The sequence below is a fragment of the Kribbella yunnanensis genome, assembly GCF_039529655.1.
In the GTDB taxonomy this organism is placed as follows: domain Bacteria; phylum Actinomycetota; class Actinomycetes; order Propionibacteriales; family Kribbellaceae; genus Kribbella; species Kribbella yunnanensis.
The window spans coordinates 47,461-68,304 of the sequence record NZ_BAAANF010000013.1; the positions used below are offsets into that span (position 1 = coordinate 47,461).

At 66.6% G+C, this 20,844-nt stretch carries 19 protein-coding genes; 11 read left to right on the plus strand and 8 right to left on the minus strand.

Annotated elements, in window-relative coordinates; all coding sequences use genetic code 11:
- Positions 1–3 precede the first annotated feature (3 nt).
- A complete protein-coding gene (locus ABD231_RS18170; RefSeq protein ID WP_344152819.1) occupies positions 4–2,040 on the minus strand; it encodes a bifunctional glycosyltransferase/CDP-glycerol:glycerophosphate glycerophosphotransferase in 2,037 nt (678 codons plus the stop codon).
- A gap of 24 nt (positions 2,041–2,064) precedes the next feature.
- Between ABD231_RS18170 and ABD231_RS18175 the strand changes: the two genes are divergently transcribed.
- On the plus strand, positions 2,065–2,838 hold the full coding sequence (locus ABD231_RS18175) for a Fic family protein (RefSeq protein ID WP_344152822.1): 774 nt from the start codon (positions 2,065–2,067) through the stop codon (positions 2,836–2,838).
- A 289-nt stretch (positions 2,839–3,127) separates the two neighbouring features.
- Here ABD231_RS18175 and ABD231_RS18180 read toward each other — a convergent pair whose 3' ends face one another.
- Positions 3,128–3,952 (minus strand): HAD family hydrolase, encoded by an 825-nt coding sequence (locus ABD231_RS18180; protein WP_344152825.1) that lies wholly within the window; start codon positions 3,950–3,952, stop codon positions 3,128–3,130.
- Between the two features lie 494 nt (positions 3,953–4,446).
- Between ABD231_RS18180 and ABD231_RS18185 the strand changes: the two genes are divergently transcribed.
- Entirely contained in the window at positions 4,447–6,132 is a 1,686-nt protein-coding gene (locus ABD231_RS18185) for a chitinase (protein WP_344152828.1), read from the plus strand.
- On the plus strand, positions 6,132–7,049 hold the full coding sequence (locus tag ABD231_RS18190; protein WP_344152831.1) for a helix-turn-helix domain-containing protein: 918 nt from the start codon (positions 6,132–6,134) through the stop codon (positions 7,047–7,049). Before ABD231_RS18185 ends, ABD231_RS18190 begins: the two co-directional genes overlap by 1 nt.
- On the opposite strand, the gene ABD231_RS18195 is transcribed toward ABD231_RS18190, so the two are convergent.
- From ABD231_RS18195 to ABD231_RS18210, 4 genes are all read right to left on the minus strand, one after another.
- The gene (locus tag ABD231_RS18195) at positions 7,038–8,108 is read right to left on the minus strand and encodes an FAD-dependent monooxygenase (protein WP_344152834.1); all 1,071 of its coding nucleotides are present in this window, start codon (positions 8,106–8,108) and stop codon (positions 7,038–7,040) included. The genes ABD231_RS18190 and ABD231_RS18195 overlap by 12 nt on opposite strands.
- Positions 8,105–9,499: an MFS transporter gene (locus ABD231_RS18200; protein ID WP_344152837.1), complete on the minus strand. Its 1,395-nt coding sequence runs from the start codon at positions 9,497–9,499 to the stop codon at positions 8,105–8,107. The genes ABD231_RS18195 and ABD231_RS18200 overlap by 4 nt, the downstream gene beginning before the upstream one ends.
- A gap of 83 nt (positions 9,500–9,582) precedes the next feature.
- Entirely contained in the window at positions 9,583–10,032 is a 450-nt protein-coding gene (locus ABD231_RS18205; RefSeq protein ID WP_344152841.1) for an aminoacyl-tRNA deacylase, read from the minus strand.
- On the minus strand, positions 10,029–11,228 hold the full coding sequence (locus ABD231_RS18210; RefSeq protein WP_344152844.1) for an MFS transporter: 1,200 nt from the start codon (positions 11,226–11,228) through the stop codon (positions 10,029–10,031). The genes ABD231_RS18205 and ABD231_RS18210 overlap by 4 nt, the downstream gene beginning before the upstream one ends.
- A gap of 71 nt (positions 11,229–11,299) precedes the next feature.
- On the opposite strand from ABD231_RS18210, the gene ABD231_RS18215 reads away from it, so the two are divergent.
- Positions 11,300–12,187, plus strand: coding sequence for a LysR family transcriptional regulator (locus ABD231_RS18215; protein ID WP_344152847.1), 888 nt, complete (start codon positions 11,300–11,302; stop codon positions 12,185–12,187).
- A 45-nt stretch (positions 12,188–12,232) separates the two neighbouring features.
- On the opposite strand, the gene ABD231_RS18220 is transcribed toward ABD231_RS18215, so the two are convergent.
- Both ABD231_RS18220 and ABD231_RS18225 read right to left on the minus strand, forming a co-directional pair.
- The gene (locus tag ABD231_RS18220; RefSeq protein ID WP_344152850.1) at positions 12,233–13,774 is read right to left on the minus strand and encodes a glycoside hydrolase family 18 protein; all 1,542 of its coding nucleotides are present in this window, start codon (positions 13,772–13,774) and stop codon (positions 12,233–12,235) included.
- A gap of 28 nt (positions 13,775–13,802) precedes the next feature.
- Positions 13,803–15,554, minus strand: coding sequence for a glycosyl hydrolase family 18 protein (locus tag ABD231_RS18225; RefSeq protein WP_344152853.1), 1,752 nt, complete (start codon positions 15,552–15,554; stop codon positions 13,803–13,805).
- Positions 15,555–15,760: 206 nt separating this feature from the next.
- Between ABD231_RS18225 and ssd the strand changes: the two genes are divergently transcribed.
- From ssd to ABD231_RS42175, 7 genes are all read left to right on the plus strand, one after another.
- Complete coding sequence (ssd, locus tag ABD231_RS18230; protein WP_344152856.1) at positions 15,761–16,819, plus strand: septum site-determining protein Ssd; 1,059 nt, start codon at positions 15,761–15,763, stop codon at positions 16,817–16,819.
- The gene (locus tag ABD231_RS18235; RefSeq protein WP_344152858.1) at positions 16,816–17,976 is read left to right on the plus strand and encodes a TadA family conjugal transfer-associated ATPase; all 1,161 of its coding nucleotides are present in this window, start codon (positions 16,816–16,818) and stop codon (positions 17,974–17,976) included. Before ssd ends, ABD231_RS18235 begins: the two co-directional genes overlap by 4 nt.
- 178 nt (positions 17,977–18,154) lie before the next feature.
- Positions 18,155–18,874 carry a type II secretion system F family protein gene (locus ABD231_RS18240; protein WP_344152860.1) on the plus strand — a complete coding sequence of 240 codons (720 nt, stop codon included), beginning with the start codon at positions 18,155–18,157 and terminating at the stop codon, positions 18,872–18,874.
- Complete coding sequence (locus ABD231_RS18245) at positions 18,871–19,584, plus strand: type II secretion system F family protein (protein ID WP_344152863.1); 714 nt, start codon at positions 18,871–18,873, stop codon at positions 19,582–19,584. Before ABD231_RS18240 ends, ABD231_RS18245 begins: the two co-directional genes overlap by 4 nt.
- A 104-nt stretch (positions 19,585–19,688) precedes the next feature.
- Positions 19,689–19,907: a DUF4244 domain-containing protein gene (locus ABD231_RS18250; protein ID WP_344152866.1), complete on the plus strand. Its 219-nt coding sequence runs from the start codon at positions 19,689–19,691 to the stop codon at positions 19,905–19,907.
- A 237-nt stretch (positions 19,908–20,144) separates the two neighbouring features.
- Positions 20,145–20,504, plus strand: a complete 360-nt coding sequence (locus ABD231_RS18255; protein WP_344152870.1) for a TadE family type IV pilus minor pilin — start codon at positions 20,145–20,147, stop codon at positions 20,502–20,504.
- Positions 20,501–20,844, plus strand: a 344-nt coding sequence (locus ABD231_RS42175) for an Rv3654c family TadE-like protein (protein WP_425554191.1), incomplete at its 3' end; no start/stop codon positions are given. The genes ABD231_RS18255 and ABD231_RS42175, both read left to right, overlap by 4 nt.

A 20,844-nucleotide genomic window follows, 5' to 3' on the forward strand; every position in this document is an offset into this window, starting at 1 on the left:
CCATTATGCATGACGATTGCTCCAGTACGCCGATGGTGCCGGTGACCGCTCGGCCAACGGCGTGATCGCCGGTACGTCGTCCTCGCCCAGGTACACCCGCCGTACGACGCGTTCGCCGGCCCGGCCGTCGTCGTACTCGCAGAAGCGCTCTCGGAACAGCTGGCGGTGTTTGGCGGCCTCTGGTGCGGCGAAAGCACCAGTGCGGAACGCAGCGAACAGCTCCTCCGCCGACCGAGCGACCACACCGGGGGAGAACTCGGTGACATCGAAGTAGGCGTCCCGAGGCGGCCCGTCGATCAGCAGCACGATCGGACGGTCCAGGTTCGCGTAGTCGAAGGTGAGGGGGGAGTAGTCCGCGATCAGTACGTCGGCCGCCAGCATCAGGTCGTCGAGACGCGGACCGGCGTTCGCATCGAGCACCACCGCCTCGTCCAGCCGGCCCAGGTCGAAGTGTGACTCCTCGCGGGCGTCCAGCAGTACCAGTTGCGAGTCGTCGAACCCGAGTGACGCTCTGACCGCCCGGACCTCCTCCAGAGTCGCCGCCAGCAGCCTGTCGTTGCGCGGGTACCCGTACTCGAGCTCTTCGAAGTACGACGGGTAGGTGCGCTCCCAGATCTCCGAGGAGTACCGGTTCGAGGACAGGTTGAAGTCCCAGTGGTCCACCTGCTCGAAGTCCGGCGCAATGGTCAGCGTCTTGAGCGGTGTGCCGTGCTGAGTCTGCAGATGGACCTGTCCGGGGCGCTTCTGCACATCCTTCGACCAGTTCGCGTTGTTGACGAAGTACGTGCCCCGCGCGAGCAGCTTCTGGTACGCCGGTGACCCCGCGACGACGTACTCGACGCCCTCCGGGATGTCGGCCAGGTGCTCCGACTCGATCACCCAGACCCCGCGGACCTGTGGCGCCAGCTCGGCCGCCTTCTCGTAGATCGCCCGCGGGTTGCACGCGTACCGGGTGCACCGGGAGGCGGCGTACACGGCCAGGTTCGGGTCGAGTTTGGCGCGGTGCAGCAGCTTGCCGGCGGTCTTGCGGGGACTCGGGATCTGCAGGACCTTCCCGGTCACCTTGAGCGTCGAGTACGTCGCATAGTCGTCGTAGATGAGCTGCCAGCGCCGGAACCCGCGCCTGCTGCGGTCAGTGGTGTAGTCCTCCGGCTTCCACCGCTTGGCGAACGCATGGGCCGCATGGAAGAAGTCAGCCCGGTCCTCAGGTGCGATCCGCTCCGGCTTGGCCAGTACGGCGAGGATGTGGTCCAGCGACCGGTCGAACGCGAACCGGCGCCAGCCGGCCAGCTCCGGATCGGACTGGATGAATGCGTGCACCCGGTCGTACTGGTCGAAGATGTCCCACTGCCGGCGGCCGCTGGTGGCGTGGATGTTGCCCCCGGTGCGGTGCTGGCGGTAGTGCACCACCACGCGGTCCAGGGTGGCGATGCGCTCCGCGGTGAGCATCGTGGAGTACGTCCAGGGCGCGTCCTCGTAGAAGCCGGCGGTGAAGGCGAAGCCGTGCAGGCTGAGGAAGTCGCGCCGGTAGGCCTTGTTCCAGACGATCTCCAGGAAGGTGAGGAAGATCGGCCGCTCCGCCGCGGTGAACACCCCGGCGCCCTCCCGGGCGAACGCGTCGTGCCGCTGGTTGCCGACCAGCCGCCCGTCCCAGAAGATCCGCTCGTAGTCGAACAGCACGATGTCCGGCTGCCCGGTGTCGTCGATCCGGCGGGCGATCGCCTCCAGCGAGCCGGGCAGGTACAGGTCGTCGGCGTCCAGGAACAGCACGTACTCCCCGCGGCACTCCTTCAGCCCGGCATTCCGGGCCGGACCGAGCCCGACGTTCTCCTCCAGGTGCAGCACCCGCACCCGCGGATCAGCCGCGGCGTACTCGTCCAGGATGCGCCCGGAGCCGTCAGCGTCCGCGTCGTCGACCCCGAGCACCTCGAAATCGGTGAACGACTGGCTGAGCACCGAGTCCAGGCACGGTCGCAGCCACGCCCGCGAGGCATGGCAGGGGACCACGATGCTGAACTTAGGGACGGTACCGAGCGCCATGCCACGTCATCTTAGGCTGCAGCTATGACAACAGATGTGTTCGAGCCACTCGCCGGTCTGGAGGGGGTGGGGTCGGCAGCGCGCGCGGCGCGGGATGCGGTCGACGTACTGCTCCGGGACAGGGGACTGCGCAAGGTGGGCGCGGACATGACCGCTGAGGCGTTGCTGCGGGGTGCGCACGCGTCGGCTGCACTGGCGGGCAGTCCGGCGACGCTGGACGAGGCACGGGAGGGCAGTGCGGACCCGCTGGTCACCGGTGCGGTCCGGATCACCGGTGAGCTGATGCGGCTTGCGCCGCAGGTGGACACCGCACCAGTCCAGGTCTGGACCAGACTGCACCAGTTGGCCGGGGCGGACCTGGGACCGGAGCCGACACTGGGCCATTTGCGGACCAGCCGCGAGCCCGTGCCCGACGACATCCCCGGACTGCCGCCGGCACCGCCCGCCGAGGAGATGTGGGAGCGGCTGAGCGCGCTGGGCAAGGCGCTGAGTCAGCCGTCCAAGGCGCCGGGCCTGGTGGTTGCCGCGATCGTGCACGCCGAGCTCGCCGTACTGCGTCCCTTCCCGACCGCGAACGGATTGGTCGCCCGGGCCGCGGAGCGCGCGGTTTTAGTTGCCCGAGGCATCGATCCGGTCGCGGTCACGGTTCCGGAGCTCGGTCACTGGGAGTTGTCGGCAACCTATGTGCCGGCGCTCAATGACTACACAGCGCGAGGTCTGGTCGGCGTCCGGGATTGGTTGCTCCGATCCTGTGAAGTCGTTGCCCTGGGAGCCGAGCGGTCACCACTGGCGGGCTGAATTCGCTGTAGTACTGGGAAATGCGAACGGCGCTCTCACGGGGAGAGCGCCGTCGCTGGCACGTCGATCTGGTTACCATGCGTGCACCTGTCTGCCGCCACAGGACTGGCCTGGGTCGCGCTGCCCGGTTGGGATGGGCTGGTCGCCGCGTGGGTGCCGGATCGCCGTGCAATCTCTACCGGATCCGAAGATCCTTTGTGCTTCCTTTGTACTCCTGAAATCCCTTCCTGTGAAGGGTAAGCGCGGTGTTCATGGAGTTGAGAAGAATGAAGCAAACTTCAGCTTTCAGCTACTCAACCGATGATCTGCCACGCCGCCTGGATGCCAGCAGGAAGGCCCCGGCAGCGATCCCCGCGACCACGCCGGCGGCCAGTGCGGGACGCCGTACATCCTTGAGGCGGGAACGCTCGGTGAGGCCCACCGGTTCGCTGAAATCCAGTACCGGCCAGTCTCGCGACTGCGCGAGCCGGCGCAGTGCCTTGTCCGGATTGACGGCGAACGGGTGTCCGACCGCGGCCAGCATCGGCTCGTCGGTGATCGAGTCCGAGTAGGCGTAGCTGGCCGCCAGGTCGTAACCCTCGGTCGCGGCCAGCGCCCGGATCGCGGTCTCCTTGTGCGGCCCGTAGGCATAGTCCGCGATCTCGCCGGTATACTTGCCATCGGCAACTACCATTCGGGTGGCGATCACCTTGTCGGCTCCGAGCATCGCCCCGATCGGCTCGACCACCTCGGCGCCGGACGACGAGACGATCACCACGTCCCGGCCCGCCGCGTGGTGCCGGTCGATCAGCTCGACCGCCTCCTCGAAGATCATCGGCGTGACGATGTGGTGCAGGGTGTCGGCGACGATCGCCTTCACGGTCCCGACATCCCAGCCGGTGCACATCGCCGACAGGTATTCGCGCATCCGCTCCATCTGGTCATGGTCGGCGCCGCCGAGCAGATAGACGAACTGGGCATACACACTGCGTAACACGGCGCGCCGGTTGATCAGCCCGCCGGCGTAGAACGGCCGGGAGAAAGCGAGCGTGCTCGAGCGCGCGATGATGGTCTTGTCCAGATCGAAGAAGGCGGCCGATCGGGCGGTCTCAGAGGGCTGTTCGGCGTGCTCCATGAGGTCGAGGATAGGCATCCGGGAGAAACGCCGGGCGACCCGGGCTTTTGTGTTGGCGACTCTCCCGTTAGACTGTTGATCAGTGTGACAGTGGTACTGGTCGCAACGGTCGGTTCACCGGCCGCGACGCCTGGGAAGTGCGCATCTGGTTGCAACAGAACTGAGATGTGTGAGATCCAGACTTGGGGGGTACATACCCCCTGACAGTGGCAGACTGTCGCCTCCTGAACGGCCCCCGGCTCCTCCCCCCGAGCCCGTGGCCGAAGACGGCCCCCGGTCACCCCCCCCGCCGGGGGCCGTCGCCTTTCCTCCTTCAGGTCGCTCTCGCTACGCGATGGAGCGTTTGAAAGTTTCGAGGTTCCATTCTGCGGGCTCTCGCGGGAAGCGCGTTCCACTGTACAGAATCTGTATATTTTTCAGTTTCCTCAGCGTGAGAGCGCGTTCACTTTATGCAGGGTCTTGACAATGTAGTTACGCAGCCACAGTTTCTAATCATGAAACCGCCTGCACGCCGCCCCCAGGCAGCGGTCATCACCAGCCTGATCGCCCTTGTCCTCGCCCTGATGGGTCTCGTCCTGGTCCCAGCGACCGGACATGCCGCCACCAACCTCGTCGTGAACGGCTCGTTCGAGTCCGGCACGCTGTCCGGCTGGCAGTGCGCTGCCGGCACTGTGACCAGCTCCGCCCACTCCGGTTCCTACGGACTGCAGTCGGCCCCCAGCGGTTCCGACATCGGACGCTGCAGCCAGACGATCTCGGTCCGCCCCAGTACGGCGTACACGCTGTCGGCGTGGGTGACCGGGTCCAACGTCTACCTCGGTGTGGACGGGGGAGCGTCGACCTGGACCACCAGCAGCTCCTGGAGTCAGCTGACCGTCCCCTTCACCACGAGCGCCTCGGCCACGTCGGTGACCATCTACCTGCACGGTTGGTACGGACTACCGCCGTACGGCGCGGATGACGTCGTACTGGATGGCCCGGGCGGTACGCCGGACACCACTCCGCCGTCCACTCCCGGCGGACTGGCTGTCGGTAGCCCGACGTCGAGCTCGCTGCAGCTCAACTGGTCAGCCGCGACAGATGCGAATGGCATCGACCACTACGACGTCGTACGCGGGACTGAGGCCGCACAGAGCGTCGGCAACGTCACCAACTGGACGGCGACCGGGCTGAGCCCGACGACGACGTACAGCTTCAAGGTGCGGGCGTGTGACCCCAGCGGCAACTGCTCGCCGTACGGCGCCTCGGTCTCGGGGACGACGACCAGTGGGCCGACCAATCCGGGCGGGAGCCTGCCCAAGCACGTGCTGACCGGGTACTGGCAGAACTTCAACAACGGTGCGACCGTCCAGAAGATCTCTGACGTACCTGCGGCGTACGACCTGATCGCGGTCGCCTTCGCTGACGCGGATGCCGCCCGGCCGGGTGGGATCACGTTCAACCTCGACAGTGCAGGGCTGGGCGGCTACACGGTCGCGCAGTTCAAGTCCGACATCGCGGCGAAGAAGGCGGCCGGGAAGAAGGTCATCCTGTCGGTCGGTGGCCAGAACGGGACGATCTCGGTTGCGAACGCCACTGCGGCGGCCAACTTCGCCAGCACCTCGCTGAGCGTGCTGCGCGAGTACGGCTTCGACGGGATCGACATCGACCTCGAGAACGGCGTCAACGCGCAGTACATGGGCCAGGCGCTGCGCAGCCTGCAGAGTCAGTTCGGTAGCGGCCTCATCATCACCATGGCGCCGCAGACGATCGACATGCAGGCGACGACGTTCGAGTACTTCAAACTCGCGCTGGCGATCAAGGACATCCTGACCATCGTCAACGTGCAGTACTACAACTCCGGTTCGATGAACGGCTGCAACGGACAGGTGTACTCACAGGGCTCGGTCGACTTCATCACCGCACAGGCCTGCATCATGCTGCAGAACGGCCTGCGTCCCGACCAGGTCGGTCTGGGCCTGCCTGCGTCGACTCGGGCCGCTGGTAGTGGCTACGTCTCGCCGACGATCGTGAACAACGCGCTGGACTGTCTGGCGCGCGGTACGAACTGCGGCAGCTACAAGCCGACCACCCCCTGGCCGACACTGCGCGGTGCGATGACGTGGTCGACCAACTGGGATGCGTTGAACGGCAACGCGTTCGCGAATCAGGTCGGCTCCCACGTCCACGCCCTGCCCTGATGCACAACTACCGCCCCGCTCCGGTGCTGGAAGCGCTCGGTGTCTGCTCGGAGGACGAGCAGCTCTATCGGGCGCTTCTGGCCCGCCCGGAGTCCACAACGACAGACCTGGCGAACGACACCGGCTGGCCGGCCACTCGGGTCAGCCGACATCTGCGGTCACTGCTTTCACTCGGGCTGGCCTCTCGCATGCCCGGGAGGCCAGCCCGGTACTTCCCAGCGGTCCCTGAGGCAGCAGTCGAGTTACTAGCGCTGCGGAAACAGGCAGCCATCGTCGAAGCCCGAGTCGGTGCCTCTGTGCTGACTGCCGAGTTCAGAGCCCGGCATGACGCGTTCACAGTGATCCGTGGCGTCGAAGCGGTCGCCCAGCGGTTCTACCAAGCGCAGCAGTGCGCTCAGGACGAAGTACTGGTGCTGGACCGACCGCCGTACGTCGTCGTGCCGGTCGAGGCGCGTCGGGCGCACGGCGTCACGTACCGGACGATCTTCGACATGGACTCGCTGTCCGAGCCGACCGATCTGATGGCTGCGCGATCCACCGGTTGCCGGATGCTGCGCGACGTACCGCTCAAGATGCTGGTCGTCGATCGCCGGATGGCGCTGCTGCCGACCAGCCACGACGTGATCGTCGAGGTCGGTCCGTCCAGCCTGCTCGACGGACTACTCCGACTCTTCGACCTCCTCTGGCATCAGGGCAGTCCGCTGTCCCCGACGCCATCGGACGGACCGTTGAGCTTCGAGGACCAGCAACTGCTCTCGCTGGCCGCTGCCGGCTTGACAGACCAGGCCATCGCCCGCCGACTAGGAGTAGCCCAACGAACCGTCGAACGCCGCATGCAGCGCATCCTCCGAGCCCTCGACGCCACCACCCGCTTCCAAGCAGGCCTCCGCGCCGGACAGCGAGGCCTACTGGTTTAAGTTGCGCAGCATCGTGTTGCGTTGTTCCAGTGCCTGACTGGTGGTGGGGATCAGCTTGGCGTCCCCCACACCGATCTTGCCCTGGTTCGCGGTCACGAACGCGCGGTTGCTGCTTTCGTACGCCGCCAAGCCCTCGTTGGCTACGGAGTGCGCGAGCCTGTACGCGCCGACCAGCGCCAGGCTGGTGCCCTGCCCAGTCAGAAACGACGGTGCGTAGGCCGCGTCGCCCACCAGTGCCACGTTGCCTCTGGACCACTGTGGCATCCGGACCTGGCTGACGGTGTCGACGAACAGATCATCCGCGTCGCGGAGCGCTGTCAGCATGCGCGGCACTTCCCAGCCCGCGTCGCTGAAGGTCTCAGCGATCAGGTCTGGTGACGGCTCTGGTTGTGGTTGTGCGACGGTCAGCAGCGCGTGCACCTCGTCGTCGCCGACGGCATAGACAGCCGCAGCTCTGCCTGGGGTGTTCCACATGACCACCTCGTCGGAGAGGCCGAAGGTGTTGGGCATGCTGAACCCAGCGAAGCAGTACCCGAGGTAGTGCAGGAACTGCTCTTCCGGACCGAACAGAAGCGCCCGGGTCCGTGAGTGCAGACCGTCCGCGCCGAACACCAGGTCGAACGTCCCTGTGCCACCACTGGTGAACGTGACGTCGACTCCCCGGTCGGACTGGTCGAGTGACTCGATCGAGTCGTCGAATACGAACTCCACGTCGTCACGGACTGCGGCGTACAAGGCCTTGGTCAGGTCTCCGCGCCGTACCTCCAGGTCCTGTCCGGCATCGCTGCCGGCGACGGCGTGCGGATTGACTGCGGCAACCGTGCTGCCGTCCTCGTTGAGGAAGGTGATCCGCCGCAGGTCGATCTTGGTGTCCTGCAGTTGCGGGAGGATCCCCATCCGCCGGACGACGTCCAGTGCGGTGCCGCGGATGTCGATGGGGTAGCCACCGCTGCGTGGTGCGCCCGCCCGCTCCACCACCGTGACTGTGTAGCCGTAGCGGTTCAGCCAATACGCGAGCGCGGGGCCGGCGATACTTGCTCCAGAGATCAGGGCCTTCATGCTTTGACTCCCTTGTGCAGTGTGCGGATGACCAACAGGGACAGTGCGGTGACGGTGGCGGCGATGACGAAGCCGGTGCTGTACGCCGATTCAGCCGGGACCGTCGTACCGGAGAGCTTCCCGGCGTCGAGGATGGAGCCGCTGACCTGTACGCCGAACGCGAAGCCGAGCACGCGCGTCACCAGCACCAGACTCGTGGCGATGCCGGTGCTCTCCTCGTCGACCGCGTCGGCGGTCTTGACGACCATTGCGGTGATGCAGACGCCACTCGCCAGGGCGATCAGCGCTTTGCCGACGACCAGGTGCCAGACCTCGGCGTGTACGAACGCCAGGGCGAACAGTGCGGTCGTCATGACGCCGATTCCGGTCGCGAGCACGGCACTCGAGCCGAAGCGCCGTACTGCGAGCCCACCGAGCGGACCGCTGACGGCCGCCGCGATAGCGCTGGGCAACAGGTAGCGCCCGATGTCGGTGGGGCTTGCCCCGAAGCCGTACCCGTCCGCGGACACGTCGAACAGCTGCGGCACGAGGTAAGTCGCCCCCGCGGTGCCGACGCAGACGGCGAAGGTGATCACATAGGAGCTCCACAGCGCAGGCTTCGCCAGCAGGCGCAGATCGATCATCGGTGCGGCAGCACGGCGCTCAACCTGGATCCATCCGGTCACCAGACCGGCCAGCAGTACGACGAGCGCGCCGAGCAGGAGCGGTTGGTCGATGGCGTTGGGTGCGACCTGGAGTACGGCCATCAGCGTCACCAAGATGCCGCTCAGCAGCACCACACCGGGCCAGTCGATCCGGGCGTCCGACCGGGCCGGCGGATCGTTCGGCATCAGCCGATGGACGGCCAGGGTCGTGATGACGATGGCCATGGTCGGGATCGCGAACATCCAGTGCCGCGACAGCCCCTCCGCGATCGGACCGGCCATCAACGTGCCCAGCATGCCGCCGCCGACGAACATGCCGCTGACCACCCCGATGGCCACCGCGGACTCTCCCGCTGGGAGGTGCTTGCGGACCAGGATGAACGAGAGTGGCATCGCGCCGACCATGGCGCCCTCCAGTACCTGACCGAGCAGCAGGACCGGCAGGTTCGGTGCCAGCGCGGACACCAGGCCACCGGTCGCCACGACCGCCATCAGCCGGACCATGACCCATTTGCCGCCGAAACGGTCACCGAGGTTGCCGGCGATGGGCGCGATGATGGCGCCCGTGATGAGCATGGCGACGCCGAGCAATGCTCCTTCAGCACGGCTCATCGACAGTTCGCGTTGCAGGAGTGGGAGCGTCGGTGTCACTACCGACTCGAGGGTGCCGGTGGCGGCTGCCAGCAAGGCAAGCGCCCAGACGGCGGGTTTCCCGACACGGACCGGTGGATCCACGGTGGTTGTCATGTCATCCAGCCAACCGGGGATCAGCGCTCCGGGGCATGGCCCTTCAACCACTCATAGGGTGGGCTTTCACCCACCCCGTCGGTTCAGTCGGTCACATCGGCGACTGTCGCGTTGAGGGCCTTCGCGAGCTCGTCGGCGTCCACTGTGATGCCAGTGCCGAAGTCGCCGCCGCCGATGGAGATGGTGCCGGTGATGCGTTCGTCGGCGATCACCGGCCAGGCGTGGGTGCTGCCCAGCGGGGTGATCGTGCCGCGGAGGTAGCCGGTGACCGCGAAGGCGGTGTCCTTGTCTGGCATCGACATCCGCTTCACGCCGAGTAGCGTGCGCAGCTTCGGCCAGGCGATCTCACGGTCGCCCGGGACCAGGACGAACCGGTAGTCGTCGTCCGCCAGCCGCACCACGATCGTCTTGATCAGTTTGGCCGGTTCGATACCCCTCGCCGCGGCGGCCTCCTCCAGTGAGTTCACCGGGCCGTGCTGGGTCAGTTCGTAGCTCAGTCCGAGCTGGTCAGCCGCATCCGTTGCCTTGGTCACGTGTCCAGTCTAGGAACAGCCTTCAGGGCGAGTGCCAACACCAGAGCGATTGCGAACAGCACGCCGGCTTCCACTGCGACACCACTCCAGCCTGCGCGACTCCACGCCGTACCGGCTAGACCTCCGAAGATGGATGAGCCGAGGTAGAACGAGAACACGTACATGCTCGAGGCCTGGCCGGTTCCGATACCTGCGGCGTGTGCTCGGGCTGGAACCCAGCCACTGGCGACTCCGTGGACTGCGAAGAACCCTGCCGTCAGCACTGCCAGTCCGAGCACGATGAGTGGTAGTGGCGCGGCCAGAGTGATCGCTACGCCGGCCAGGGTGATCAGACAGCCCACTGGTACGACGGCGCGTCGTCCGAAGCGGTCTGCCAGCAGTCCGGCACCTGCGGACCCGGCCGATCCGAGCAGGTAGACGCAGAAGACCAGTCCGGACGCACCGGCGGTCAGGAGGTAGGGCTCGCCTGACAGCCGGAACACTGCGCCGTTGTAGACCGCTACGAATCCCCCGATAGCAGTGGCTGCGATTCCATACAGCGCAAGTAGTGCGGGGTCTCGCAGTATCCGGCCAGAGAATGGGCGTGCGGAACCTGGACGGAAGTTCTGCGATGACGGCAGAAGCCACCAGACGACTGCTGCGCAGACCAGACCCAGTACGGCGATTCCGGCGGCTCCGAACCGCCATCCGCCGAGGTCGGCCAAACCGCCGGCGACAAGACGGCCGGACATGCCACCGACCGCCGTACCGGCGATGTAGAGGCCGCTGGCGCGTGCGTGGCTGTCGGCGTGGACCTCCTCGCGCAGGTAGGCCATAGCTACAGCTGGCAGACCGGCCATCGCTATCCCTTGCAGACCGCGCAGTGCGAGCAGCGCATGCCAGGTGGGCGCGAACGCGGCGAGTAGTGCGAAGAGCGACGTACCGGCGACCGACCAACGCATAAGAGTGGTTCGGCCGATCGCCTCTGACGCCGGTCCGACCACCAGCAGCGCCAGAGCGAGGCCGAATGTCGCGAACGACACACTGAACGCACTCTGGCTGGGGGAGACGTGGAACGACTCGGACAGGTCGGGGAGCAGCGGTTGGGTGCTGTAGAGGAGGGCGAAGGTCGCCAGCCCGGCTGCGAACAGTGCCACTGAGAGCCGGCGGTACGCCGCGTCTCCGGGCCGGTAGCCGACTGCGACAGATTGGTGCATGTCTTCGACGGTGCCACGATCGCGGGGATACGTAAAATGTCGATCTCAGCAGAAATAGATACGATATCCGTATGCATGTCGAGGATCTGCGTTGGTTCGCCGTACTCGCGGAGGCCGAACACCTCACCGCTGCGGCGACGGTGTTGGGTACCAGCCAGCCCAATCTGTCCCGGTCGCTGCGCCGGGTCGAGGAGGCGTTCGGCGTACCGCTGTTCGAGCGTGAGCATCGCGGGCTACGCCTGAATCCGTACGGCCGCATCGTGCTGGAGGCGGCTCGCGCGGGGACAGCGGCCGTCGACCGTGCTCAGCATCGGATCGACGAGCTGCTCGATCCGGAGTCGGGAATTGTGCGGCTGGCGTTCCTGCACTCGGTGGCCACGAGTCTGCTGCCGGATCTGCTGAAGGCGTTCCGGGCGGTAGGCCCCAGTGCTGAGTTCGCGCTGCGGCAGGGCCCCTCGACCGGCATCGTCGAGGACCTCGAGAATGGTGATGCGGACATCGGTCTCACGGCGCCCAGGCCGGATCCGGAGCGGTTCGGCTGGCACCCGCTCGAGCAGCAACGGCTGGCGCTGCACGTCCCACCAGGACACCCGTTGGCTTCCCGGCGGCGCGTAGAGCTGGCTACGGCTGCAGACGAGCCTTTCGTCGGTCTGCAACCAGGGTTCGGGTTTCGGCGGATCACCGACGAGCTGTGTCGTACTGCGGGCTTCGTACCGCGACTGGCGTTCGAGGCCACCGACCTGAACACCATCGACAGTCTGGTCGGTGCCGGGCTCGGTGTGGCAGTTCTGCCGTCGAGTGCGATCCGCGGCAGTGACAGTGGCGCGGTGGCGGTGCCGCTGGCCGGAGTGCAGTCACGCCGCGAGATCGGGATGACCTGGCGACTCCGGGCGCAGCTGGCACCTGCTGCTGAGCGGTTCCGCACGTTTGTCCGGTCCCGCCCAGTCGTCTCGACCTGAGCCGGTACGGCGGGTGCCCCTGACGAGCACCCGCCGTACAGACCGTCAGAAGCCTGCAGTGATGCGGGTGAACTCCCAGTCGGGCTGGGCGATACCACTGCAGTTGGAGACCACGCCGCCGCCTGCGCAGCCGCGGTCCCGGTTCACGGACCAGAACGCCAGCCGGGCCAGGCCGTTGGTCTTGGCCCAGTTGGTGATGTTCTGCCAGGTCGCCGTCGTCGTCATCTCCTGCTGGTCGGACAGACCGTTCATTCCGGAGATGCCCTGGTGCGCGTAGGCCTGGGCGGTGGTCCAGCCGAAGACGGACTTCAGCTTGTTGTTCAGACCCGTCGAGGCGCCGACGGTGTCGTTGTAGATGTTCGAGCTGCCGAAGTCGAAGGGCATCAGCGTGAAGACGTCGATGTTGGCGCCCAGTGCCTGGGACCGCTCGATCAGCCGGTTGCCGTAGTAGTTCGGGCCGGTGGTCGACGTACCGAAGGTGAGGATCGTCTGGATCCCCGGGTTGTTCTGCTTGACGATCTTGAGGGCGTTCAGGATGCGGTCCTGGACCACCTCGTTCTCGAACTCGTCGGAGTTCTCGATGTCGATGTCGATCGCCTTCAGGTTGTAGGCGTTGATGACCTGCTGGTACGCACCGGCCAGTGCCTCCGGTGTGCTGCAGTTCGGGCCGAGCTTGTTACCACTCCAGCCACCGATCGACGGCACGATGTCGCCGCCGGCCGCACGGATCTGCGAGATCGCAGTGGCGTCCGCACTGCCCTGCAGTGGTCGCGTACCGTCCCAGGCCGCGTTGCAGCCGCCGGACGACAGGATGAACGCCATGGTGAACCACTTGATGCCGGTGGCGTTCATGACGGTCTGCGGGTTGGGCGGGTCGCCCCAGCCCATGTACAGGTACGGCGCTGCCCGCCGGCTGCCGACCGGGTCGGTACCGGCCTTCGTGGTGACCGAGATCGATCCGGTCTTCGGGCCTTCGCCTGCACTGTTCTGACCGCTCACCTGGTAGCTGTAGCTCGTGCTGGCGGTGAGACCGGAGTCCGTGTACGCCGTACCGGTCGACGTACCGACCTTCGCGCCGTTGCGGTAGATGTTGTAGCTGGCTGCACCACTGGCCGCGGACCAGGACAGGCTCACGGTCGAGGCGGTCGACGTACCGGACAGGCCGCTCGGTGCACCCGGGAGAGTGACCGGGCCGCCGCCGGAGCAGGAGCCACCGTTCAGCCGGCAGGCGGCCAGACCGGGGAAGTTACCCGGGCTGCCGTTGAAGCCGAAGGTGACGCTGGCGCCAGGTGCCAGCGGTCCGGCCCAGCCGGGCGGAGTGAACGTGTGGGTCTGCCCACTGCTGCTCCGCGTGGCGTCCCACGAGCTCGAGATCGAGTAGCCCGACGGGAAGTCGAGTGCCACCGACCATGTGCTCACTGAGCTCGTGGTGTCGTTCTTGATGGTTACTTTGCCCTCGAAGCCGCTGCCCCAGTCAGACACCTTCGTGAAGGTCGCAATGACCCCGGCCGCGTTCGCGGCCGGTGCGACAAGAAGTGCGAGCACTACTGCGGTGATGGCTGCGATCGCCATCGAGATGCGTTTCATGTTGCTCCGATCAGAGGGCGGGACGTGATCAGACCTTGCCCCAGAGTGCGGGGACGTTCGGCGGCTCCCAACCGGTCAGGGACGTGTGGCCCTGGATGCACTTGTAGGTAAGGCCGTTGTAGCTCACCAGTGCACCGGTTGCGTACGACGTGTTGGGCGCCCACGGGGTGGCCGTCGGGGGCGTCGGAGTCGGGGTGGGAGTAGGTGTCGGAGTCGGCGTCGGCGTGGGAGTCGGCGTCGGGGTGGGAGTCGGCGTCGGGGTGGGAGTAGGAGTGGGCGTCGGGGTCGGCGTGGGACCGCTGCAGCCCGGAGTGTCCGCGTTGACCGCGTTCACGACGTGGTTGAAGAGCGTGACGCCGGCGTCGAGCGCCTCCATCGAATACATCATTGCGCCGGCCAGACCCTTGCAGTGCGCGTAGTCCGCCTTCGCCTTGATGGACTGCTGGTTGTCACCGGTCCAGAAGGTGCCGCCCTGGTAGAACCACGACGACTTGGTGGTGTCGTCCCAGAAGGTGGCAGACGGGTTGTCGACGAAGCCGGTCAGCTCCTTGTAGAAGGAAACGCCAGGAACGTTGCCACTCAACGCATGTCCGTCGGCCGGACCGGTCGCGGTCTGGTACTTGCCGTTGGCAGTGCTGGGCACACCCTTCCAGCCGCGGTAGTAGAACGGGTAGCCGATAGTCAGCTTGTTCGCCGGGAACCCACCGGGGATGCCGTACGCCGGATCGCCCGTGGTCCACGCTTTGACCGCACCGTCGACGGAGTACTTCGCCGTACCGGGTGGGATCGGGTTACTCGGGTCGTTCGGCGCCTGGTACAGGGGGTCCTGGAAGTTCGTCGGCCCGGTGGCATCCCAGCCACCGTGCATGTCGTACGTCATCACGTTGTTGTAGTCGAGGTACTGCCCGATCTTGTCGGTCTCGATCGTGGCGATCTTGTCCTGCCCGGCCGGTGTGGCGGCGGTCAGGTAGTAGCGCTTGCCGTTGGCACTGCCGAGCGCGTTCAGCTGCGACCGGAACTCGGCCAGCAGCAGAGTGAAGTTCTGCTTGTCCGCAGCGCTGTAGTGGTTGCCCACATGGCCGTTCGGCGAACCGGGGTACTCCCAGTCGAGGTCCACACCGTCGAAGATGTTGGCCGCGCTGCCCGCACCGCCGAAGCCGTCGATCACCGGCAGGTCGCCCTTGATGAACATGTTCAGGCAGGAGGTGACGAACGTCTTCCGCTTCGAATCACTGGACGCTGCGTCGGAGAAGTACTTCGAGTACGTCCAGCCACCGATCGAGATCAGGATCTTCAGGTTCGGCTGCTTGGCCTTCAGCTTCTTCAGCTGGTTGAAGTTGCCCTGGATCGGCTGGTTCCACACGTCACCGACTCCGTCGACGCTGATGTCGGCGCCGTAGGACTTGCCGTAGTCGGCGAACGCGTCACCGGCACCGTCACCGGCGTTCGGGTTGTTCTCGTCCTGCGACGCGGCCTGGTTGGCCATGAAGCAGGTGTGGTTGGTCGGGTGGATGTTCGCGAACGCGTAGTTCAGGAAGTCCAGCTTGGCGGCGGCGCCGGTGGTGATCAGGTTCTTCGGGTAGAACCCATTGGCGTAGATCCCCCACTGGGTGAAGTAGGCGGTCTTGACGCCGCCGGCCGCGGCCGGTGCCATCACGTCGGCCTGCGTGGCCGGGGCGGCAGATGGCAGCTCGGCACTCGCGAGCGAGACGCCGGCGGCAGTGACCAGGGCGGTAGCGGCCACTGCGGCCGTCGCAGTGAGAAAACGCAATCGACTCATGGGGCGGTCCTCCGGAACTGGGGCGGGGAAAAGCGTCCGGTGAAATTTAGTTAAAGACACTTCGAAAGGAACGGTAACTGTTTCCGCCGAGTTGGTCGCGGGCTCACTGTGGCGGATACCCGCTGCTGGCGGAAAGCCGACAATCCGTTGTCCACAGGGCAGTAGTGGGCTGTCCGGAACGCCGGTGACGACTGCATCTTCTTGGCATGGACCCCACAGCGCTTCGCCCATCGGTGCTCATGGCAACTACCAACGAACGACTGCTTGACGACCTGCTCCGGCTCGCCGCCGCGGCTTCGATCACGCCACTCGTCGAGCGCGATCTGCACGGCCTGCGACGCAGTTGGCTCAACTACCCGCTGGTGATCGTCGGCGACGACCTGGTCGCGGGACTGGCCCGCACCACGCCAGTACGACGTACCGGCGTCGTACTGGCCGGATCCGGATCGGTCTCGGATGAGCTGTACCGCCACGCCTTCGATGTCGGCGCGGAAGCAGTGTTCCGGCTACCTGCCGACGAGGTCGCGTTGTCCGGCCGACTGGTCGATACCTTGGACGGCCGCAGTCGATCGGCTGCCACGCTCGCCTTCGTCGGCGGCTGCGGGGGAGCGGGGGCCACCACCATGGCCGCCGCCGTTGCGCTCTCCGGCAATCGCCGTGGTCTGCGAACCATGCTGATCGACGGTGATCCACTGGGTGGCGGAATTGAGCTTGCCCTCGGCATCGAACGCGATCCCGGTCAACGCTGGCCTGAGTTGTTGAGTGCCACCGGCCGTGTGAGTGCTGCCGCCCTTCGTTCCGCCTTGCCGACCGCCAACGGCCTTCCGGTGCTGTCGTGGGATCGTTCCGATGTCACCGCGCTGCCACCGGAGACGATGCGCTCGGTCCTCAATGCCGCTCAGTGCAACAACGACCTAGTGGTCCTCGACCTGCCACGCCGACCCGATCCCGCCGTCGAGGAAGCCTTCGTCCGTGCCACGGCAACCCTGCTCGTCGTCCCGTGCGACATCCGCTCCCTTGCTGCAGCCAAACGCCTGGTCGGTCCACTCGCTGAGGTCGCGGGGGATCTCCGCGTCATCGCCCGCTCGAGCCGCCGTCCGGCCATCCCCGCCGCCGAGGCCGCGGCGCACCTATCCTTGCCCTTGGCAACTGTTGTCGCCGATGAGCGCGACCTCCCCGTGGCGATGGATCAGGGCCGCTTCGACCCGAACCCGAGAGGTTCGTTGGCCCGAGCTGCCGGCACTCTCCTCGATCTGTTCTTATGATCATCTCCGCCGATCTCCTCGTCCGCGTCCGCGACCGTCTCGCCGTGCAAGGCGGCGAGCCAACCCCAGCGCGGGTTGCCGCGGCCCTGCGCGCCGACGGCGGTGTGTACGGCGACTCCACCGTCCTTGCTGTCGTCGCCGCCTTGCATCGCGAGGCATTGGGCGCCGGCCCACTCGATAGCCTCCTCGCCGAACCAGGCGTCACCGACATCCTCGTCAACGGCCCCGACGAGGTGTACCTCGACCGCGGCTCCGGCCTGGAACGCGTCTTCGTCCACACCGGCGACGACGCCGCCATCCGCCGCCTAGCCACCCGACTAGCGGCTGCCGCCGGCCGCCGACTCGACGACGCCACCCCGTACGTCGACGTACGCCTCCAGGACGGCACTCGCTTCCACGCAGTGCTAGCCCCGATCGCAGCCCCAGGCACCTGTCTGTCGCTCCGAGTCCCCGCCCGCAAAGTCTTCACCCTCGACTCACTAGTCGAAGCCGGTTCCCTTCCACCCGAAGGCGCCGCGCTGCTCCGCGATCTCCTGGTCTCCCGCCTCGCCTTCCTCATCAGCGGCGGCACCGGCACAGGCAAAACAACCCTCCTGAGCGCCCTCCTGTCCGCCACCGACCCCAACGAGCGCCTCCTCGTAGTCGAAGATGCCAGCGAACTCCGCCCCGATCACCCACACGTCGTCCGCCTGGAAGCCCGCCCACCCAACGTCGAAGGCACCGGCGAGATCTCCCTCCGCAACCTAGTCCGCCAAGCCCTCCGCATGCGCCCCGACCGCCTCATCGTCGGCGAAGTCCGAGGCGCCGAAGTAGTCGACCTGCTCACCGCCCTGAACACCGGCCACGAAGGCGGCTGCGGAACCATCCACGCCAATTCACCCACCGACGTCCCAGCCCGCATAGAAGCCCTAGGAGCCCTAGCCGGACTCCCCCGAGAAGCCATCCACAGCCAACTCGCCTCAGCCCTACAAGCCGTCATCCACCTCGCCAAAACCCCCACCGGCCAACGCCGCCTCACCTCAATCCACGTCCTGGACCGCCTCCCCACCGGCGAAGTAATCACCCGCCCCGCAGTCGACTTCCCCCCAACCGGCCCACCCACCCTCCACCCCGCCGCCGAACGCTTCACCCACCCCACCCGCCAGGCCGCCGCCTAACCCGGCACCACCCTTTGACACCCGTAGGTGGCGCCCAATCGCCGCCCTCTCCTCCAGATGCTCAGCCCTCGCCTGCCCGCTCCTCTCAAGGAGTCACATGAGCCGTCTCCTCGCCACCCTCTGCTCTCTGTTAGCCCTCCACCTCTTCTTCCCGCTCCCTCTTCACCCACTGCGCCGCTTGACCACCCCTCCACATCACCCGACCGCCACCCGCCTCTCCACCCGCCGCCGAATCCTCCTGCTCGTCCCAGCAGCCGCACTCGTCCTGCTCACCTTCGGCCCACCAGTCTTCTTCTCCACCGCAGCAATCGCCACCATCACCACCCTCGCCTGGCTCCAGCGAGAACAACACCGACGACAAGCAGCCGCCACAACCCGCCGTACCACCGTCATCGAAGCCCTAGACGTACTAGCCGCCGACCTGGCAGCAGGCCGCCCACCCATCGACGCGCTCGGCGGCGCCGCCACCATCGCTCCCGACCTTCACCCAGCCCACGCCGCAGCCAAGCTAGGCAGCGACGTCCCAACAGCACTCGAGCAAGTCGCCCAATCCCCAGGCAGCGAAGGCCTCCGCGCACTAGCAGCAACCTGGCGCGTAGCCGAGGAATCCGGTGCCGCCTTCGCCACCCTCACCGAACGCCTAGCCGACTCCCTCCGCGCCAACGAAGCCATCCACCGCCAAACCGCAGCAGGCCTAGCCGGCGCCCGCTCCTCAGCCCGAATCCTCGCCGCCCTCCCTCTCTTCGGAATCGCACTCGGCTACTCCCTGGGCGCACACCCCTTGACGTTCCTCACCACCACCCCACCCGGCTGGCTATGCCTCACCAGCGGCCTGGCCCTCACCGCCCTAGGCCTCCACTGGACCACCCGCCTAGCAACCCAAACCCCTTGCCCATGACAACTACCTTCCTAGCCGCCACCGCAGCCGCCCTCTGCACCACTCTCCTCTTCCGCACCCCCACCGACCTCAGACGCCTACAACCCACCACCTCCGCTAGACCCAGCCCACCCCGAGCCCACCGACTAGTGGCCGCTACAGCCGCCTGCGCCCTACTAATCCTCATCACCCCACCGTGGGGACTACTGCCAGCCGCTGCCGGCTACTTCCTGATCCCGCGATCCCTGTCCCGCCTAGAACCAGCCGCCACCAAACGCAGACGCGCAGCCATCGCCAACGACCTCCCCCTAACCATCGAACTCCTAGCCGCCTGCCTAAGAGCCGGCCGCCCACCCCAACAAGCCCTAACCACAGTCGCCACAGCCATCCAAGGCCCACTAGGCGACCTCCTCGCCGAGATCGCCCACCGCCTAACCCTCGGCACCAACCCCCAAGACGCCTGGTCCCTCCTCCACGCCGAACCCCCTTGCGCCGCCGTAGCCCGAGCCATCGACCGCTCGCTAACCTCCGGCGCACCCCTCTCCCGAACCCTCGAACGCCTAGCCAACGACACCCGCCAAGCCCACCACCACACCGCCGACCAACACGCCCGCACCATCGAGTCCCGCTCAGCCCTCCCCCTAGGCCTCTGCTTCCTACCCGCCTTCGTCCTGCTCTCGATAGTCCCCACCATCGCCGACGCCCTGATCCCGTACCTGACCCATCCCTAAAGATGCCCAAGGCAACCAGTTGTCCACAACCCCAAACTTCTTTCCCAGCAACCCGTTTCCCCCTGCATCTTCTTGACAAGAACACCAACCCAGGAGGCCCCTCAATGTCCCACCCCAACACCCCCGCCCGCCGCCCCCGCCGCTTCCGCACCCCCTCCCAGCGAGGCGCCGCCACCGCCGAATACGCCGTAACCATCGTCGCCGCCTGCGGCCTAGGCGGAATCCTCGTCTCCCTCCTCAAGTCCGACGTCATGCTCAACGCCCTAAAGGCCCTCATCAACTACGCCCTCAAACTCGCAGGCGTAGAAGGCCTAGAACTCTAAGAACCCACCGCTCCACAACCCCAGCGCTCTAACGGCACACGGCTCCGAAGGCCCAACGCTCCAGAGCCTCAAGGCTCTATGCCAAACGCTCTAGGGCCAGCGCCCTGAAAGCCCAGAGTTCCAAGGGCTCAGCGCTCCAACAAGGCTCCACGCTCCAACCGAGCCCGCGCTCCACCCCCAAGGCCGGTCGTCCCTCCGGCGGCCGGCCTACCTCACTCGCCCATCCGATGGACCCCCATGCCTCAGACCCGCACACAACGCGGCGCCATCACCACCGAAACCGCAATAGCCCTCCCCTTCCTACTAACTCTCCTCCTGGCCGGCGTCTGGTGCATCGGCGTAGTCACCACCCACCTCCAATGCATAGACGCCTCCCGAGACATAGCTCGAGCCCTGGCCCGCGGCGAGTCCCCCGCCGACATCCAATCCCTCATCCACCAAATCACCCCACCCACCGCAACCGTCACCTACCAAACGACTCCCGCCATCCAGGTAACCGTCAAAGCCACCCCAAGACGCCTCCTCCCCTTCCTCCCCACCCCCACCCAATCCGCCCAATCCACCCTCCACCCCGAACCAACCGCGCCCACCCCGTGACCAACCCCCACCCGTACCCCCACACCCCACCAGCCCGCCACCGACAGAGAACCCACCCCACTCGATCACCCCGCCGCACACGCTCCGACCAAGGCAGCGGCACCATCCACGTCCTAACCGCTTGCCTCCTCCTAAGTACCGCACTGGCCACCGCAATCCTCTGGGCCGCCATCTCCACAGCCCGCCACCAACTAACCGCCGCAGCCGACCTAACAGCCCTCAGCGCCGCCTACTCACTAACCACGACCCCCTGCCAGACCGCAGCCCAAACAGCCGCCGCCAACAACGTCACCCTCACCGCCTGCACCCCAACCCCCACCGACGTCACAATCCAGGTCTC